This window comes from Mycolicibacterium novocastrense (genome assembly GCF_001570485.1).
Lineage (GTDB): Bacteria > Actinomycetota > Actinomycetes > Mycobacteriales > Mycobacteriaceae > Mycobacterium > Mycobacterium novocastrense.
In genome coordinates this window covers 277114-291615 of record NZ_BCTA01000002.1, presented here as the reverse complement: position 1 = coordinate 291615, position 14502 = coordinate 277114, and the positions used below count along the sequence as shown (strand labels likewise).

The window sequence follows — 14502 nt, the reverse complement described above, 5'->3', positions numbered from 1 at the left end:
CGTTTACGCCGCGCCCTCGCCCAGATATCGGACCCATGACGGGTCGAGTTCCTTGACGCTCGACAGCAGCCGCCAGTGCTGCCCCTTCGGCGGAACGGGCACCGTGCGCAGCGACCACCCCAGCTCGGCGAGCAGCCGGTCGGCTTTGCGGTGATTGCACGGCGAACAGGCCGCCACGCAGTTCTCCCACGAGTGCACTCCCCCGCGGCTGCGCGGAACCACGTGGTCGACGGTGTCGGCCTTGCTGCCGCAGTAGGCGCAGCGAAACCGGTCGCGGTGCATCAGTGCCGCGCGCGTCATCGGGATGCGCGCCCGGTACGGCACCCGCACGTAGGAGCGCAACCGGATCACCGAGGGCACCACGATCGACCGGCTCGCGGAGTGGATCACCGGCCCGCCGGGATCGTCGTGCACGACGTCGGCCTTACCGCACATCAACATGATGACCGCTCGCCGCATGGGCAGAGCGGTCAACGGTTCGTAGGTGGAGTTCAGCAGCAGGACGCGGCGACGGCCCCAGATCGAGCCCTCGGCGGTACTTGGTGGATGGATGTCGACGCTGTGGAGGACGCGTGTCTGCGCGCCCGATACCACCGACCCGGATAGGGCGGTCGCGGCACCGTGACTCCGCTGTCCGGCCCTTTTGGACGGGCCTTTCTTGCGATGCGCCATACGTCCTCCGTCCGACAGTTCACCACGGATTCCTGTGAATCGCACGACAATTCTCGACGTGTTCGCAGGTCAGTCCGGTGAACTTCGGGTGCCGCGCCCGCCTGACCTGGCCAATCCAGCAACAAGGAACAATGGTGGCGTGACACAGCCACAGAGGTCGTTCTACGACGAAGTCGGTGGCCACGAGACGTTCCGCGCGATCGTGGCGCGGTTCTACGAGTTGGTCCGCGAGGATGAGATCCTGCGCCCGCTGTACCCCGAGGAGGATCTGGGACCGGCCGAGGTGCGGCTGCGGATGTTCCTCGAGCAGTACTGGGGCGGCCCTCGCACCTACTCCGACCAGCGTGGGCATCCGCGGTTGAGGATGCGCCACGTTCCGTTCCGGATCGGCTACATCGAACGCGACGCCTGGCTTCGGTGCATGCACACCGCGGTCGCGGAGATCGACTCGGACACGCTCGACGACGAGCACCGCAAAGAGTTGCTGGCCTACCTGGAGATGGCCGCACATTCGATGGTGAACGCACCATTTTGATGACGGGTCCATGGTGGTCTGACGCGCTGTTCTACCAGGTCTATCCGCGCTCGTTCCGCGACAGCGACGGCGACGGCGTCGGCGACCTCGACGGCGTGACCGCCGGGCTGGACTATCTCAAGGCACTCGGTGTCGACGCGATTTGGCTCAACCCTGTGATGGTCTCGCCGATGGCCGACAACGGCTACGACGTGGCCGACCCGCGCGACGTCGACCCGCTGTTCGGCGGGATGGCGGCGTTGGACCGGCTCACCGCGGCCGCACATGACCTGGGCATGAAGGTGACGATGGACCTGGTGCCCAACCACACCAGCTCCGCGCATCCGTGGTTTCAGGCGGCCCTGACGGCGGGCGCGGGCAGCCGGGAGCGCGAGCGCTACATCTTCCGCGACGGAACCGGGCCCGAGGGGTCGCAGCCTCCCAACAACTGGGTGTCGATCTTCGGTGGCCAGGCATGGACCCGGGTGACCGAAGCCGACGGCCGCCCCGGCCAGTGGTACCTGCACCTGTTCGACGCCGAGCAGCCCGACCTCAACTGGGAGAACGCCGAGGTGTTCGACGACCTCGAACAGACGCTGCGGTTCTGGCTCGAGCGCGGCGTCGACGGCTTCCGCATCGACGTCGCGCACGGTATGGCCAAGCCGCCCGGGCTTCCCGACATGAAGGTCGTGAGACGGGAGATGCTGCTGGCCGAGATGGACGACGATCCCCGGTTCAACAACGACGGCGTGCACGAGATCCACCGCCGGATCCGGCGGGTGTTCGACGACTATCCGGAATCCGTTGCGATTGGCGAGGTTTGGGTCTACGACAACGAACAGTTCGCCCGCTACGTGCGTCCCGACGAACTGCATCTGGGCTTCAACTTCCGGCTTCTGCGCGCGACGTTCGACGCCGCCGACATCCGTCATGCGATCGAGAACTCGATGGCCGCAGCCGAATTGGTGGGCGCCGTCCCGACCTGGACGCTGGCCAACCACGACATCGACCGCGTGCCGACCCGCTACGGTGGCGGTGCCGTGGGCTTGGCCCGTGCCAAGGCGATGGCTCTGGTCATGCTGGCGCTGCCGGGACCGGTGTTCATCTACAACGGCGAGGAACTCGGCCTGCCGAACGTCGAACTGCCCGACGAGGCGTTGCGCGACCCGGTGTGGGAGCGGTCCGGGCACACTCGGCGCGGGCGCGACGGCAGCCGGATTCCGATGCCGTGGGGCGGCGACACTCCTCCGTTCGGGTTCTCGGACAATCCGGACACCTGGTTGCCGATCCCCCCGCAGTGGGCGGCGTTGACGGTCGAGAAGCAGTTGGCCGATCCGTCCTCGACGCTCGCGTTCTTCCGTCGGGCATTCGAATTGCGTTCGCAGCGCGCCGAGTTCGACGGGCTGACGGTCGAGTGGCTGGACTCCCCCGCCGACAGCCTGGTGTTTCACCGCACCGGTGGGTTGGTGTGTGTGCTGAACGCGGGTCCGCGGCCGATACCGCTTCCGGAGGGTCAGGTCCTGCTGGCGAGCGCAGAGGTGTCCGACGGCGCGTTGCCGCCCGACAGCGCCGCCTGGCTGGTGTAGCCCGGTAGCCCTGCCGCGAGCGACCGCGTTTGTACGAAATTCTGCGGCGTGTTGCGCACAGACACGGTCACTCGCGCAGCTTCGCGTGGGCCCACGCGGCAAGAAAAGTCAGCGCAGGACGACGGCCGGGTCGCCGCGGCGGCGGTACACCGAACCGAACCGCGCGTCGATACGCAGCCACGTCGCCGTGACCCGCACCCGCACGATCTCGTCGGCGCCCACCGCCGATCCCGATTGAGGCAGAAAACCCATTGCGGTCAAGGCGAATACACATCTCATCGGGATGCCGACGCTGTCGTCGCCGGAGCTGACCGCGACAACCTCTTGATCCAGCAGCGACACCGGTGGACCGTGACTGCTGGAATGCTCTTTGGCCAGCGCCCCGCCGCGCTGCGCCAGGTCGAGCACGACGCGGGCGGGCACATCGTCGAGGTGGACGAAGCCGGAGTCCGGCGGAAGCGCTCCGCGCCAAGCGGAATCCAGCGCGAAGCCGGGCTCGACGAAGCCGGTACCGTCCACACTCCGCAAATTCGCGGCCAGCGTGTCGGCGCCCGCGCACAGATCCGGCGGGTTGACCCGGCCCTCGACCACCCGGCTGGCCAACACATCGAATCCCGTTGCGACCCAAGCGACCAGCACATCCTCGGATCGTTGACGCAACCGGATGACCGCAGCTTCGTCGAGACGCAAAGCCCGCTCTGCGAACGTCGCGAGGTCTTCGCGCTGCGACAGGTCGGTCAGCCAGAGGCCCCGCTCGGATCGCGTCATCGTGTCCAGCGCTGCAGGTACTCTTTTTGCTGCGGCGAAAGACGGTGCAGGCGCTGCTCTTTGATGTGCACGGCGGCCAACTGGGTGTCGGCGATCACCGCCGGCTTGGAGTCGGGCGGTGCTCCCACCGACCGCACCTCGTAGCCGACTGTGAAATCGACCGAGCGCACACGCTTGGACCACATGGTCACCTGAAGCGGCGAATCGATCAGCCGCAGTTGAGCCTTGTACGTGATGTTGACCTCGGCGATGAGCAAGCCGATGGTCTCGATCTCCGGGCCGAACGGATCACGCAGGAACGGGATTCGAGCTTCCTCGAGGATCGTCACCATGGTGGCGTGGTTGATGTGCTGATACATGTCGATGTCCGACCACCGCACATGGACCGGCGCGACAAACCCTGCTCCACCAGTGTTGCGCGCGACGTCAGCGCCTGTCATCGAGAAGTCCCCGTTCCACTGTTCCGTGTCATGCTGCGGATCTGACGCGCCGCCACCGACAGCGTCGCGAGGTCGTGTTGACCGCTTTCATGGATCTCGTCGAGCGTGCGGCGGGCGCGGTCCACCCGGGATCCGTTCGTGGTCTCCCATTCGGCGATCTTCTCCTCACCCGTCTCGTCAGGCTCGCCCACCGCCAGCACGTCCAGGCACAGCGACCGCAGCGATCCGTAGATGTCATCGCGAATCGCCAAGCGCGCCAACGAATGCCAGCGGTCATCGCGCTCGAGCCGCGACACCGCGGTGAGCAAGGTGTCGGTGTTGAGGTAGTTCATCAGCGCGAAGTAGGTGTCGGCCACCTCGTCGGGTTCGCGCTCCACGATGTCCCCGATGTCGATGATGTCGAGAAGGCTGAACTGGTAAAGCCCCGTGGCGAGCTCGTAGGCCAATTCCTTGGGGACTCCGCGCGAGGCGAGGTCGTCGGCCTCCTTGGTCACAATGGCCTCGTCGTCGCCGCGCAGCCACTCCGACATCCGCGGTGTCAGCGCCGCCACCTTGGCGGCGAACCGGTTGGTCTCGGCGCCGACGGCCAGTGGCTGAGGACGGTAGTTGAGCAACCAGCGCCCGGCCCGGTCGACCAGCCGCCGCAGATCCAGCGTCATCCGGTCGGTCACCGCAACCGAGACGCCGTTGTCCCCCGCCGCCCGGATCTGCCGCCAGAGGTCGTTGATCCGGAAGATCGCGTTGGCCGCGGCGTAGCTGCGCACGGCGTCGACCGGGCCGACCCCGGCGTCCTCGCTGATGCGGTAGGCGTAGGTGATCCCGCTGGTGTCGACGAGATCGTTGACCAGCATGGTGGTGACGATCTCGCGGCGCAGTTCGTGCGAGCGGATCTCCGCGGCAAACGGCTCACGCAGTTTCTCGGGGAAGTACCACGGCAGCCGGGAGGCGAACGCCTCCTGGTCGGGCAGCTCGCTGGCCAGCACGTCGGATTTCAGCGCGAGTTTGACGTGAGCCATCAGCGTCGCCAGTTCCGGTGAGGTCAAACCGATTCCGGCGTCGGCGCGACGGTGGATCTCCTTCTCCGAGGGCAGCGCCTCGAGTTCGCGGTTCAGCCCACGGTCGGCGACGAAGGCCCTGATCATGCGCGAGTGCACCGGCAGCAGGCTCGCCGCGTTGGCGCGGCTGGTGCCCATCAGATCGTTCTGGTCTTCGTTGTCCCGCAGCACCAACCGGCCGACCTCGTCGGTCATCGACAGCAGCAGTTCGGTGCGGTCTTCGGGGCTGACCTTGCCCGCGGTGACCAGCGAATCGATCAGGATCTTGATGTTGACCTCATGGTCGGAGCAGTCGACACCGGCCGAGTTGTCCAGCGCGTCGGTGTTGATGCGGCCGCCGGCGAGGTCGAACTCGATGCGCCCCAGCGCGGTCACACCGAGGTTGCCGCCCTCAGCGACCACCTTGACACGCAACTGGTTTCCGTTCACCCGCACCGGGTCGTTGGCGCGGTCGCCGACGTCGGCGTCGGATTCGGTTTCGGCCTTGATGTAGGTGCCGATGCCGCCGTTGAACAACAGGTCGGCGGGCGCCTTCAGGATCGCCTTGATCAGGTTGGGCGGCGTCAACTCGTCGACGTTGTCGTCGATGCCCAGCGCCGCGCGGGCCTGCGGGCTGATCTGAATCGACTTGTGCTCCCTGCTGTAGACGCCGCCGCCCTCGCTGATCAACGAGGCGTCATAGTCCTCCCAGCTCGACCGGGGCAGGTCGAACAGGCGCTTGCGCTCGTCCCATGAACGCGCGGCGTCGGGATCGGGATCGATGAAGATGTGCCGGTGGTCGAAGGCGGCCAACAGCCGAATGTGCTTGGACAGCAACATGCCGTTGCCGAACACGTCACCGCTCATGTCGCCGACCCCGACGACGGTGAAGTCCTCGGACTGGGTGTCGACACCCATCTCGCGGAAGTGCCGCTTGACCGATTCCCACGCACCCCTGGCGGTGATGCCCATGGCTTTGTGGTCGTAGCCCACCGAACCGCCCGAGGCGAACGCGTCACCGAGCCAGAAGCCATAGGACTTGGCGACCTCGTTGGCGATGTCGGAGAATGTCGCGGTGCCCTTGTCGGCGGCGACGACGAGATAGGCGTCGTCTCCGTCGCGCCGCACCACATCCGGCGGCGGAACCACCTGCCCGGACCCCTTGTCGACGTTGTCGGTCACATCGAGCAGGCCGGCGATGAACAGCTTGTAGCACGACACACCCTCGGCGCGTTGAGCCTCGCGGTCGTCGGTGGCGTCTCCGGTCGGTGTCGGCGGCTGCTTGACGACGAAACCGCCCTTGGCGCCCACGGGTACGATCACCGCGTTCTTGACGGCCTGCGCCTTGACCAGCCCGAGGATCTCGGTGCGGAAGTCCTCGCGGCGGTCCGACCAGCGCAGGCCTCCGCGCGCCACATAGCCGAACCGCAGGTGCACACCCTCGACCCGCGGCGAGTACACGAAGATCTCGAATTTCGGTCGCGGCAGCGGCAATTCGTCGATCAGGCCGGGATCGAGCTTGAACGACAACACATCCTGCTGCCTTGCAGACTCCTGTCGCCCGACGAAGTAGTTGGTGCGCAGCGTGGCTTGGATCATCGACGCGAACGCCCGCAACACCCGGTCGGTGTCCAGGCTGACCAGCGCGTCGATGTCGGCACTCACCGCCGCTGCGGCCGCCTGGGCGTCACGCCGCTTCGGTGCGTCGTCCTGCTCGCCCTCGAACGGACAGAACAACGCCTCGAACAACTCGACCAGTGAGCGTGCGGTCTTGGCGTGGTCGTTGACGACGGCCTCGATGTGCGACTGGCTGTACGGAAAGCCCGCCTGCCGCAGATACTTCGCATAGCTGCGCAGGACCGAAACCTGCTGCCAGTTCAGCCCGGCCCGCATCACCAACTCGTTGAACCGGTCGGTCTCGGCGCGGCCCTGCCAGATCGCGGTCAACGCGTCGGCGAACCGCGTGGCGGTCTCGGCTCGTTCGGATTCGGACTCGATGTGCGGGATCGACTTGTGCGGTGAGATTTTGAACTGATAGATCCACACCGCGAGCCCGTCGGGCCGTTCGAGGCTGAACGGTCTCTCTTCGAGAACCACGACGCCCATCGACTGCAGCATCGGTAGCAGATCGCTCAGCGACGCGGAGTGCCCGCCCAGATACAAGGTGAGCTGCGCGGTGCCCTCCTCGAGGTCGGCGAGCACCGGTCGGATCGAACCGTCTTGCAGCTCTTCGATGACTGCGATGTCGGCGATCGCGTCGAGCGGTTCGACCGCCTGCTTGTAGGCCTCGGAAAAGGCGGCGGAATAGTGCTGCGCCGTACGCTGACTGATCGAACCCGTCTTCACCGCGCCGATCAACCGGTCTCCCCAGGTGCGCGCCGCTTCGGTGAGCAGATCCTGGATGCGCGACTCGTTGGCCGGCGACGTGTCGATGTCACGGCCGCGGGTGCCCTCGGGCATGCGCACCGCGAAATGAACTACTGCCCAGGGTGACTCGCTCACACGCGCGGTGTATTCGATGCTGACCCCGCCGAGTTCACGCACGAGGATGTCCTGCATCTCCAACCGCACGGCGGTGGTGTAGCGGTCGCGCGGAAGGTACACCAGGCACGAGACGAACTGCGCGAGCGAATCGGCGCGCATGAACAGCAACGTGCGCCTGCGGGAGCCGAGGTCGACGACGGCCTTCACCATGTCCAGCACGTTCTGCGCCGACAGGGCGAACAATTCCGGGCGCGGGATGGTCTGAATGATGTCGAGCAGCAGTTGCCCCGGGTGGCTGGGGTCGTTACGGGACAGCGACAGCGCCTCGTGAACTCTGCGCGAAATCAACGGGATCTCAAGCACATTGGCGTTCATGGCCGCGACCGTGAACAGGCCGACGAAACGGTGTTCGATCGCGGTTGCGCCGTGTTGTTCGCGCACGACCGCGATGTGCGGATACGCGCCGTAACGCAGGTAACTGGGGATGGTGGCCTGCGCCAGCACGAGTAGGTCGTTGTCGTCGGTCAGCGGCGGCAGCACATCATGGCGCAACCGAAGCGCCCCCAACCGGCTGGACGGGTCGACCGACGACCGGCCGTCCCGTATCGAACAGCGCTGGTAGCCGAGCAGCACGAAATGCCCATCGGCCAGCCACCGCAACAGCGCGGCGACGTCCTCGCGGTCGGGCCCGCGGAACCTGGCGCCGGTGTCGGTGGCCAGGTCGTGCGCCAACCGGCGCATCGTCGAGGAGAGCTCCTCGGCGTCGAGGGCGACGTGACGCGCATCGGCGAGAACGCTCGGCAGCATCTGCGCCACCTGTGCCAGCGCCTTGGGATCGACGGTCGCCGCGAGCTGGACGTGAATCCAGGCCTCGAACACGCCGTCGTGCCCGCCGGCCTGCGCGGCCGGGGCGACGTCGAGCAGTTCACCCGCCCGCGCACGGTGCACCCGCAGGACCGGGTTCATGATCGCGGTGTAGGCGACACCGAAACGGTGCAGCAGCACCGTGACCGAGTCCATCACCATCGCGGAGTGGTCGGTGACGATCTGCAGGGCCGGGCCGAACCCGGCCGGGTCGTCGGCGCGGTACACCTCGACACGGGTGTCGCCGTAAGGGCGGAACCGGCCGAGCCGGTGATGCGCGGTGATGAGGTTCGGCGTGACGACCTGCTGGGCCGTTGCCGTCACGGGCATCGTGACCGTGGAATCAGCGGCGGGCGCGTCGGCGTGCGGGCCCCGGTAGGTCTCCAGATAGGCGCGGGCGAGTCGGGCCACGGTCTGGTCGTCGAGTCCAGGAGAGTCGTTGGCCCCGGTGACGCCGACCCCGGCGCCCGCTGATCTCCCGACGTCTCCCGGATTCCCCGACATGCGACGCTCCTGAACTGTAGGCGCGGACCTCCGCCGTTGGATGTCACCGCCAGCCCCGATGAGCGAAGCGGCTCCGCGGTCCGCAGAAGACGACCCTAGTAGCCCGCGGGCGGGCGTTGCGGCTACCCCGCCGGATCAGTCATCCGGTTACCCCGCCGGATCAGTCGCGCGTGAGCTTGCGATGCGTCACGCGGTGCGGGCGGGCCGCCTCCGCGCCGAGCCGTTCGACCTTGTTCTCCTCGTAGGCACCGAAGTTGCCCTCGAACCAGAACCACTTGGCCTCGTTGTCCTCGTCGCCCTCCCACGCCAGGATGTGGGTACAGGTGCGATCGAGGAACCACCGGTCGTGGGAGATCACCACGGCGCAGCCGGGGAAGCTCTCCAGCGCGTTCTCCAGCGACGAGAGCGTTTCGACGTCCAGGTCGTTGGTCGGCTCGTCGAGCAGAATCAGGTTGCCGCCCTCCTTGAGCGTCAACGCCAGGTTGAGCCGGTTGCGTTCACCGCCGGACAACACACCGGCCGGCTTCTGCTGATCCGGGCCCTTGAAGCCGAACGCGGAGACGTAGGCCCGCGACGGGATCTCGTTCTGGCCGACCTCGATGTAGTCCAGCCCGTCGGAGACGACCTCCCACACCGTCTTTTTCGGGTCGATGCCCGCGCGGCTCTGGTCGACGTAGCTCAACTTGACCGTTTCGCCGACCTTCACCGTGCCGCTGTCGGGCTGCTCGAGGCCCACGATGGTCTTGAACAGCGTCGTCTTGCCGACACCGTTGGGACCGATGACTCCGACAATGCCGTTGCGCGGCAACGTGAACGACAGGTCCTTGATCAAGGTGCGCCCGCCGAAGCCCTTGTCGAGGTGCTCGACCTCGACGACGACGTTGCCCAGCCGGGGCGGCGTCGGGATCTGGATCTCCTCGAAGTCGAGCTTGCGGGTCTTCTCCGCCTCTGCGGCCATCTCCTCGTAGCGCTGCAGGCGGGCCTTGCTCTTGGCTTGCCGCGCCTTGGCGCCCGAGCGGACCCAGGCGAGCTCGTCCTGCAGACGCTTCTGCAGTTTGGCGTCCTTGCGTCCCTGCACGGCGACGCGCTCGGCCTTCTTCTCCAGATACGTCGAGTAGTTGCCCTCGTACGGATAAGCCCGTCCGCGGTCGAGTTCGAGGATCCACTCGGCCACGTTGTCCAGGAAGTACCGGTCGTGGGTGACCGCGAGGATCGCGCCCTTGTACTCGGCGAGGTGCTGTTCGAGCCACTGCACGCTCTCGGCGTCCAGGTGGTTGGTGGGCTCGTCGAGGAGCAGCAGGTCGGGCTTGGACAGCAGCAGCTTGCACAACGCGACCCGTCGGCGCTCGCCTCCGGACAGATGGGTGACCGGCTCGTCGGGCGGCGGGCAGCGCAGCGCGTCCATCGCCTGCTCGAGCTGGGAGTCGATGTCCCAGGCGTCGGCCGCGTCGAGCTCCTCCTGCAGCCGGCCCATCTCCTCCATCAACTCATCGGAGTAGTCGGTGGCCATCAGCTCGGCGACCTCGTTGTAGCGGTTCAGCTTCTCCTTGATCGCCACGCCCTCTTCGACGTTCTCGCGGACGGTCTTGTCCTCGTTGAGCGGCGGTTCCTGCTGCAGGATGCCCACAGTCGCTCCGGGCTGCAGGAACGCGTCGCCGTTGTTGGGCTGGTCCAGCCCGGCCATGATCCGCAAGACGCTCGACTTGCCGGCCCCGTTGGGACCGACGACGCCGATCTTCGCGCCCGGAAGGAAGTTCAGGCTGACGTCGTCGAGGATGACCTTGTCGCCGTGCGCCTTGCGGACCTTCCGCATCGAATAGATGAATTCGGCCATGCCGTGGGGTGCCTTTCAAAGTTGCGAGTCTCTCGGGTGATGCTCGCGGACCATCGTAGGCGTGGCCTCGCCGGCGCAGCCGAGTGAGCTACTCGAGGTCCTGCGCCGGCGGCGTCCCCGCGCTACGCGGTCAGGGGCAGCGCCGTCTCGGGCTGCTCCGTGTCGACGTCATCACCGGTGTCTTCGGATTGGTTTTCCGGGTCGGTGAACCGCTGCTCGGTCTGCTGCCGCCCCCGGTCGATGCGTGCCGAGCACCGGGCCAGGTCCGGCCCGACCGACGTGGCGCGCACTTCCACCGACGAGCGTCGGTTGCCGTCGCGGTCGTCGTACTCGCTGGTGTAGACGTGTCCGACGACGATGACGGGATCACCCTTGACCAGCGTCGCGCTGGCCCCGGCAACCACCCGCCCCCAGCAGTTCACTGTGACGAACAACGAATTCCCGGGTTCCCATGTTCCCTCGGCCGTGCGGCGGCGCGAGTTGCTGGCGACCCGGAAGCGGACCATCTCCTGATCCCCGACCCGTCGATGGATCGGGTCGGTGACGATGTTGCCGACGATGGTGAACGGTGTCTCGAACATGATGATCTCCTCTTGATTCCTTGCGTTTCCCTGCCGACGGCCCGGTGGCGCGTCGGTGACACCGCCATTGAGCGCCGCGGCGCCGACACCGGAACGCGGCGCGCTCAGTCGCCGAGCGGCCCTGTGGACGAACGCGGTATTGGGGATAGCGCCTTCATCACTCGCCGAGCCCGACGTTTTGGCTGGTCCGCCGGCCTGCGATCGACCATTGCGTCGGTTTCGAGCGAGGCGTCCGCGGAACCTACGGGCGCCAGCCCCGCGACAGCAGAGCGTCTCGCGCCTGCTCGACGATGTCGGCCCCGCAGTCTTCTTTGATGACGTGAATGACGTGCCAGCCGAGCCGCTGCAGCACTCGGTTGACGCGAACGTCGAGGACATACTGTCGCCGGCTGGTGAGGTGTTGTTCGCCGTCGTATTCGGCGCCGACTTTGAAGTCCTCCCAACACATGTCGATGCGTCGGACGTAGCGGCCCCACTCGTCTTTCACGACGATTTGTGTGGTCGGCCGAGGTAGCCCGGCATCGATGAACAGCAGCCGCAGCCATGTCTCCCTCGGCGACTCGGCACCGCCGTCGACCAGCGGCAGCGCCGCCCGCAACTGCCGCAGACCACGGACACCGCGATGCCGCTTCGCTAATAGCGCGACGTCCTCGAACGCGAACGGGCGCGCGTTCATCAACGCGTCCAGGCGCGCGACCGCCCGGTCGCGCGGGTGATGCCGACCCAGGTCGAACGCAGTCCGGGCCGGGGTGGTCACCCGGATGCCGGCGACCGCGGTGACCTCGTCCTCGTCCAAGGTCTCGTCGCGGACGATCAGACCGCGCTGGCGCCGGACCGCCGCGATCATTTCGATGGGAACGTCGTCGCCGACCCATTTCGCCCCGTGTAACGCGGAAGCGGCCACCCCGGCGATCACCGCCGAAGGCGAGCCGAGAGGTACGCCGACGATCCTCTCGCGCAGCGACGCCTGGTGGCCGCGCGGGACGTAGACGCCGCGGTACAGCGGTCGATAGTGACTGCGCAGGTGGGCTCGGGTGAGGTGGCCCGCGGCCACGGCGTCACTGCCGATGAACGGAATCTCCACACAGGTTGGACGCCCGCGACCGCTGGTCTCGCTCCACAGTCCTCGAAACCGACGCAATGGTCGTGCCGCCGGCCGGAAACCAGCCAAAGCGTCGGCCTCGGCGGACGTCGTGCGGCGCGCGAGGCCTTACTCGGCGCGGGCGTCGCGGCGGGCGAGCTCGGCGAGCATCGCGTTGTAGGCGGCGAGCTCGGCATCGTCGTCGCGGTCGGCGGCCCGGTCGATCCGTTTGGCCGTGCGCTGATCGCTGCGCGTCCATTGGATCAGCAGCGCGAGCATCACCACGACGAGCGGGACCTCACCCGCCGCCCAGGCGATGCCGCCGCCGGTGCGCTGATCGGCGAGCAGATCGGTGTGCCAACTGAGCTGCAGCGACCGGTAGAACGGCTCGCCCAGCACGGACTTGGTGCCCATCAGCACCACACCGAAGAACGCGTGCAGGGGCAGCGACGCGAACACCATCGCGACCTTGCCCAGGTGAGGAATCTGGCGCGGCGCCGGGTCGATACCGATCGTCACCCAGTAGAAGAGGTATCCGCTCAGCAGGAAGTGCAGGTTCATCAACACGTGGGCGCCGTGCTTGTCGACGGCAGCGTCGAACAGCCCGCCGAAGTACAAACCGTAGAAACCGGCGACGAAGATGACCGTCGCGATGATCGGCTGGGTCAGGAACCGCGACACCCGCGAGTGCAACGCGGCCAGCAGCCACTCCCTCGGTCCCGGCGGCTCGCCGCGGCCCGCGGTCGGCAGCGCCCGCAGGGCCAGCGTCATCGGCGCGCCGAGCACCAGCAGGATCGGAACCAGCATCGACAGCATCATGTGCGCGAGCATGTGCATCGAGAACATCGCCGGCATGTAGCGGCCCAGCCCCGACGACGTCGCGATCAGCAGGGCCGCGCAGCCGCACAGCCACCCCAACGTCCGGCCCACCGGCCATGCGTCGCCGCGACGGCGAAGTCGCCGCACACCGAGTAGGTAGACCACCGCGAAGACGATCGCGGCGGTGCCGAAGATCAGGTCGAACCGCCAGTCGAGCAGGATCCGCTCGACGGTCGGCGGGCCGGCGAGGTCGTATCCGATCGCCACCTCGACGGGGCTGGGCTGTTCGGCCAGCGGAGGCGGAGGGGTGCGCCCGAGCCCGACCGCGATGCCGAACGTCGCCCCGAACAGCAGCGCCTCGAGCAGCGCCAGACGCACCAGCGGACCCCGGGCGTCCGGGTCTTCCTGCAGCGCGGCCACCGCGGAGCGGCGTTGCCACCAGCCGATCACCGCGAGCAGGACCAATGCGCAGACCTTGGCGACGATCAACCAGCCGTACTCAGTGCGCACCAGGTCGGCCGGTTCGACGCGCACGAGCGCGTTGATCACCCCGCTGACGGCCACGACGACGAAGCACCACAGCGCGAGCGCCGAGAACCGCCGCGCGGCCAGATCGGCGTGCTTGCCGCGCCGCAACGCGTGCACGAGCAGGGCGAGCAGCCCGCCCGCCCACAGCGCTGCGGCGACAAGGTGGAACAGCAGGCTATTGGTGGCCATGTCGTGGGCGCCGCCGGTCGACGAATGCCCCGCCAGCCCGAGCGGGATGAGCGTCGTCAGGGCCCCGGCGAGCAGGATCGGCGTCCAGGACCAGCGCAGCACCGGAAGGCTGGCCACCGTGACGGCCGCGGCGAGGAACGCGGTCCACCGCCACGCGCTGGCCATGTCGACGAGGTCGGCCGCCGACCAGACGGTCACCGGGTCCAGGGTCTGGCTCAACGGCTGACCGGAGACGTCGGACACCGTCAGCGGAACCATCAGCGCGGCGCACACCGTCCACGCCGCCGAGGCGCCGGTGCCCAGGCGCAGCGCACGGTACCCACCGGCGTCGAGCACGCCGTTGGTTTGAGGCGGCGTGAGGAATGCGGCGAACAGGAAGGACCCGACGGCGATGACGGCAGCGATCTCACCGGCGGCCCGCACGAACGGCACGCCGTAGGTCGTGATCGGGCCGGGATCCGGCAGCCCGGTCGCGCTCAACGCGTCTGCCAGGGACAGCGCGCCGATGCCCGCGGCCACCACACCGGCCAGCACCGCCACCCCGATGAGCACCGGCCACACCGCGCTGGTGCGCACCCCCGATGCCGTCGTCGTCATCCCACCA

Annotated in this window: 10 protein-coding genes; 2 read left to right on the top strand and 8 right to left on the bottom strand. The window is 67.6% G+C overall.

Annotated features, from left to right (window positions below; all coding sequences use genetic code 11):
• Positions 1–3: 3 nt before the first annotated feature.
• Positions 4–672 carry an HNH endonuclease gene (locus tag RMCN_RS01575; RefSeq protein WP_067386733.1) on the bottom strand — a complete coding sequence of 223 codons (669 nt, stop codon included), beginning with the start codon at positions 670–672 and terminating at the stop codon, positions 4–6.
• Between the two features lie 139 nt (positions 673–811).
• Between RMCN_RS01575 and RMCN_RS01570 the strand changes: the two genes are divergently transcribed.
• Both RMCN_RS01570 and RMCN_RS01565 read left to right on the top strand, forming a co-directional pair.
• Positions 812–1207 (top strand): globin, encoded by a 396-nt coding sequence (locus tag RMCN_RS01570; protein ID WP_064405672.1) that lies wholly within the window; start codon positions 812–814, stop codon positions 1205–1207.
• A complete protein-coding gene (locus RMCN_RS01565) occupies positions 1207–2772 on the top strand; it encodes a glycoside hydrolase family 13 protein (protein ID WP_067386731.1) in 1566 nt (521 codons plus the stop codon). Before RMCN_RS01570 ends, RMCN_RS01565 begins: the two co-directional genes overlap by 1 nt.
• A 108-nt stretch (positions 2773–2880) precedes the next feature.
• Here RMCN_RS01565 and RMCN_RS01560 read toward each other — a convergent pair whose 3' ends face one another.
• From RMCN_RS01560 to RMCN_RS01530, 7 genes are all read right to left on the bottom strand, one after another.
• Positions 2881–3540 carry a DUF8185 domain-containing protein gene (locus tag RMCN_RS01560; protein WP_067386729.1) on the bottom strand — a complete coding sequence of 220 codons (660 nt, stop codon included), beginning with the start codon at positions 3538–3540 and terminating at the stop codon, positions 2881–2883.
• The gene (locus RMCN_RS01555; RefSeq protein ID WP_067386727.1) at positions 3537–3980 is read right to left on the bottom strand and encodes an acyl-CoA thioesterase; all 444 of its coding nucleotides are present in this window, start codon (positions 3978–3980) and stop codon (positions 3537–3539) included. The genes RMCN_RS01560 and RMCN_RS01555 overlap by 4 nt, the downstream gene beginning before the upstream one ends.
• A complete protein-coding gene (locus RMCN_RS01550; RefSeq protein WP_067386725.1) occupies positions 3977–8866 on the bottom strand; it encodes an NAD-glutamate dehydrogenase in 4890 nt (1629 codons plus the stop codon). The genes RMCN_RS01555 and RMCN_RS01550 overlap by 4 nt, the downstream gene beginning before the upstream one ends.
• 160 nt (positions 8867–9026) lie before the next feature.
• The gene (gene ettA / locus RMCN_RS01545) at positions 9027–10700 is read right to left on the bottom strand and encodes an energy-dependent translational throttle protein EttA (protein ID WP_064413609.1); all 1674 of its coding nucleotides are present in this window, start codon (positions 10698–10700) and stop codon (positions 9027–9029) included.
• A 122-nt stretch (positions 10701–10822) separates the two neighbouring features.
• The gene (gene ssb, locus RMCN_RS01540) at positions 10823–11281 is read right to left on the bottom strand and encodes a single-stranded DNA-binding protein (protein WP_064413608.1); all 459 of its coding nucleotides are present in this window, start codon (positions 11279–11281) and stop codon (positions 10823–10825) included.
• A 241-nt stretch (positions 11282–11522) separates the two neighbouring features.
• Positions 11523–12365: a type IV toxin-antitoxin system AbiEi family antitoxin gene (locus RMCN_RS01535; RefSeq protein WP_067386722.1), complete on the bottom strand. Its 843-nt coding sequence runs from the start codon at positions 12363–12365 to the stop codon at positions 11523–11525.
• Positions 12366–12491: 126 nt separating this feature from the next.
• On the bottom strand, positions 12492–14495 hold the full coding sequence (locus tag RMCN_RS01530; protein ID WP_067386720.1) for a bifunctional copper resistance protein CopD/cytochrome c oxidase assembly protein: 2004 nt from the start codon (positions 14493–14495) through the stop codon (positions 12492–12494).
• Positions 14496–14502 lie beyond the last annotated feature (7 nt).

What these genes read in the sequence shown, in the direction of transcription:
- RMCN_RS01575 (WP_067386733.1), bottom strand. Translation starts at nt 672, where the DNA reads ATGGCGCATCGCAAGAAAGGCCCGTCCAAAAGGGCCGGACAGCGGAGT.
- RMCN_RS01565 (WP_067386731.1), top strand. Translation starts at nt 1,207, where the DNA reads ATGACGGGTCCATGGTGGTCTGACGCGCTGTTCTACCAGGTCTATCCG.
- RMCN_RS01560 (WP_067386729.1), bottom strand. Translation starts at nt 3,540, where the DNA reads ATGACGCGATCCGAGCGGGGCCTCTGGCTGACCGACCTGTCGCAGCGC.
- RMCN_RS01555 (WP_067386727.1), bottom strand. Translation starts at nt 3,980, where the DNA reads ATGACAGGCGCTGACGTCGCGCGCAACACTGGTGGAGCAGGGTTTGTC.
- RMCN_RS01550 (WP_067386725.1), bottom strand. Translation starts at nt 8,866, where the DNA reads ATGTCGGGGAATCCGGGAGACGTCGGGAGATCAGCGGGCGCCGGGGTC.
- ettA (WP_064413609.1), bottom strand. Translation starts at nt 10,700, where the DNA reads ATGGCCGAATTCATCTATTCGATGCGGAAGGTCCGCAAGGCGCACGGC.
- ssb (WP_064413608.1), bottom strand. Translation starts at nt 11,281, where the DNA reads ATGTTCGAGACACCGTTCACCATCGTCGGCAACATCGTCACCGACCCG.
- RMCN_RS01530 (WP_067386720.1), bottom strand. Translation starts at nt 14,495, where the DNA reads ATGACGACGACGGCATCGGGGGTGCGCACCAGCGCGGTGTGGCCGGTG.